General features: G+C 68.1%; 3 protein-coding genes. 2 read left to right on the forward strand and 1 reads right to left on the reverse strand.

The annotated features are described in order from the left end of the window. A partial coding sequence (locus Q0M60_RS01085; RefSeq protein ID WP_296814839.1) for an ATP-binding protein occupies positions 1-1170 on the forward strand: 1170 nt, incomplete at its 5' end. Positions 1171-1227: 57 nt separating this feature from the next. Here the strand turns inward: Q0M60_RS01085 and Q0M60_RS01090 are convergent. Further along, a complete protein-coding gene (locus tag Q0M60_RS01090) occupies positions 1228-1566 on the reverse strand; it encodes a hypothetical protein (protein ID WP_296814842.1) in 339 nt (112 codons plus the stop codon). Between the two features lie 313 nt (positions 1567-1879). On the opposite strand from Q0M60_RS01090, the gene Q0M60_RS01095 reads away from it, so the two are divergent. Continuing rightward, positions 1880-2841, forward strand: a 962-nt coding sequence (locus Q0M60_RS01095) for an Hsp70 family protein (RefSeq protein ID WP_296814845.1), incomplete at its 3' end; no start/stop codon positions are given.

Below are 2841 nucleotides of genomic sequence, written 5' to 3' on the forward strand. Positions count from 1 at the left end.
GCCCGCTCGCACGCGGGGCTGATCCTCGACGCCGGCCAGATGATCAACCGCCTGCTGGACGATCTCCACGACCACGACCGGCTCGAGGCGGGCCGCATGGAGATCGAGCCGGTCGTCTTCAATCTTCGCGACCTGATCGCCCGCGCCTGCCGCTTCTGGCAGGGTCAGGCGCGCGCCAAGGGACTGCGCCTCCTGATCGAGGGCGGGCGCAGCCTGCCGGCCTGGGTCGTGGGCGACCCGGTGCGCATCCGGCAGGTCCTCAACAATCTTCTGTCCAACGCGGTGAAGTTCACCGCAGACGGCGAGGTGCGCGTGCGCCTCAAGGCCTGGGAGGCCGAGGCCGGCGGCGCCTCCCTGCTCATCGAGGTGGCTGATACCGGCCCCGGCATGGACGTCGACCAGATTTCGCGGCTGTTCCGGCCCTTCGACCAGACCAAGGCCGGCGTCAGCGGCCGTCATGGCGGGTCGGGCCTCGGGCTTTGGATCAGTCGCCAGCTCGCCCAGCTGATGGGCGGCCGGCTGTGCGTGCGCAGCGCGCGTGGCGAGGGCTCGGCCTTCACCCTGGCGGTGACCCTGCCGATCGCCGAGGCGCCGGTGGTGGCGCCGGCCCTGCCGGGCGCCGATACCTACGGCGCGGGCTTTGCGCCCTTGTCCAGGATAGCCCCCGAGCCGGCGCCCGCGCCCGTCGCCACGGCGCCGGTGTCGGCGGAGCCCGAACCCGAGCCCGAGATCGAGCCCGTCGAGGCGTCCGAGGACGAGGGCCGGCCGCTGAAGGTGCTGATCGTGGACGACCACGACATCAACCGGCGCGCGGTCCAGCTCATCCTTCAGCCGCTCGGCTGCGAAATCGCCCAGGCGGCGGACGGCATGGCCGCGCTCGCCGCCGCCGCGACCGAGCCGTTCGACGTGATCTTCATGGACGTCCGCATGCCCGAACTGGACGGGCGCGAGACCACGCGGCGCCTGCGCGCGACCGACGGTCCGAACAAGGATGTCCCGGTGATCGCGGTCACCGCCGACACCTCCGAGGAGGACGTCAAGGCGTGCGCCGCGGCGGGCATGACGTGGTTCGTCGCCAAGCCGCTGACGCCTGCCAGCCTGCTCGGCGCGCTCGAGGCGGTCCTGACAGGGCAGGCCGAACTGGCTGCGCCCGAGACCCGCGCGGCCTAGCTCCACGAAAAAGGGCGGCCCCTCGGACCGCCCTCTCCCCGCGACCTGGAGGTCGGATCAGTTGAAGGTGAGGTTGCTCACCTGGCAGACGTTGATCTGGCGGCGGTCGACGACGTCGCCGTCGGCGAAGCGGGCGCGGATGTCGAACAGGCAGGCGCCGGTGCCGTCATCGAAGTCCACCACGATGCCACGGCCCGACGGGATCACGCTGGAGCCCAGCAGGTCACCGCCCCAGTCGGCGCGGCCCGAGTTGGTCGAATAGAGGTGGGTAAGGGTCACGCCGGTGTTGTTGATGATCCGCACTTCGCGGTTGTAGCCGTCCTGGGCCAGGGCGCCCGTGCCGATGGCGGCGATGATGGCCGCACCGATGAGCGCGCGGCGAGCGTACTGAAGCATTTGTATTCCCCCGAGGCCGTAGAAGGCCGTGTTTCAACCCGAGGAAGCCGGGCGAAATTCATCGTCCGCCAAAAATCGACGTTTTACGAGTCTCTTTCGACAGGCGGAATGACGCACCCGGCACGCGCGGATTGGGGGTTCAGGGGCGTTCATCCCCTTGCGGCGCGTGCGGACTTTCCCATATGGCCGCCATGGGTTCCGTCGGGCTTTTCGGCGGAACGGCAGACGTGAACCTCAAAGGGGACGGGCGCTGACGGCGCTGAATGGTCAGGCCGCTGATCCGTCCGCCGAAACGGAGACTAGAGAAACGCCCATGAGCAAGATCATCGGCATCGACCTCGGCACCACCAACTCGTGCGTCGCGGTGATGGACGGGAAGAACCCCAAGGTCATCGAGAACGCCGAGGGCGCCCGCACCACCCCGTCAGTGGTGGGCATCCTCGAGGACGGCGAGCGCATCGTCGGTCAGCCGGCCAAGCGCCAGGCCGTGACCAACCCGGCCAACACCTTCTTCGCCATCAAGCGCCTGATCGGCCGCACCTTTGACGACCCGGTGGTCGCCAAGGACAAGAAGATGGTGCCCTACGAGATCGTGAAGGGTCCGAACGGAGACGCCTGGGTCCGCGCTCACGGCAAGGACTATTCCCCGCAGGAAATCTCCGCCTTCATCCTGCAGAAGATGAAGGAGGCCGCCGAGGCCCACCTCGGCGAGACGGTCACCAAGGCCGTCATCACGGTCCCGGCCTATTTCAACGACGCCCAGCGTCAGGCCACCAAGGACGCGGGCAAGATCGCCGGGCTTGAGGTCCTGCGCATCATCAACGAGCCGACCGCGGCCGCGCTGGCCTATGGCCTGGAGAAGAACGAAGGCAAGAAGATCGCCGTCTACGACCTCGGCGGCGGCACCTTCGACGTCTCGATCCTGGAGATCGGCGACGGCGTCTTTGAGGTGAAGTCGACCAACGGCGACACCTTCCTGGGCGGCGAGGACTTCGACCTGCGCCTCGTCGACTACCTGGCTGACGAGTTCAAGAAGGAGCAGGGCGTCGACCTGCGCCAGGACAAGCTGGCGCTGCAGCGCCTGAAGGAAGAGGCCGAGAAGGCCAAGAAGGAGCTGTCCTCGGTGACCTCCTACGAGGTCAACCTGCCCTTCATCTCGATGAACGCGTCGGGCCCGCTGCACCTCAACATCAAGCTGTCGCGCGCCAAGCTGGAAGCCCTGGTCGAGGACCTGGTCCAGCGCACCATCGAGCCCTGCCAGAAGGCGCTCAAGGA

Source organism: Brevundimonas sp., from assembly GCF_024711105.1.
Lineage (GTDB): Bacteria > Pseudomonadota > Alphaproteobacteria > Caulobacterales > Caulobacteraceae > Brevundimonas.